Raw genomic sequence first — 344 nt, 5'->3', positions numbered from 1 at the left:
CGGCTGAAGGCACGCCAGTCGCACTACGCGACGCTCGAAACGTTGAACAACGGCAAGCCGATGCGCGAATCGATGTTCTTCGACATGACCCAGACTATCGGTCAGTTCGAGCTGTTCGCTGGCGCGGCCTATGGCCTGCATGGCCAGACGCTCGACTATCCCGATGCGATCGGCATCGTTCACCGCGAACCGCTGGGTGTCTGCGCGCAGATCATCCCCTGGAACGTACCGATGTTGATGATGGCGTGCAAAATCGCACCGGCGCTGGCATCGGGCAACACTGTCGTTCTGAAGCCGGCCGAGACGGTCTGCCTTTCGGTGATCGAATTCTTCGTGGAAATGGC

Annotated in this window: 1 protein-coding gene; it reads left to right on the top strand. The window is 59.9% G+C overall.

The window, feature by feature from the left end; translation table 11 throughout:
- Positions 1-344, top strand: a 344-nt coding sequence (locus tag NZK81_RS21510) for an aldehyde dehydrogenase family protein (RefSeq protein ID WP_260047996.1), incomplete at both ends; no start/stop codon positions are given.

Source organism: Novosphingobium mangrovisedimenti, assembly GCF_025153475.1.
Classification (GTDB): domain Bacteria; phylum Pseudomonadota; class Alphaproteobacteria; order Sphingomonadales; family Sphingomonadaceae; genus Novosphingobium; species Novosphingobium mangrovi_A.
This window is presented reverse-complemented; position numbering and strand designations above follow the sequence as displayed.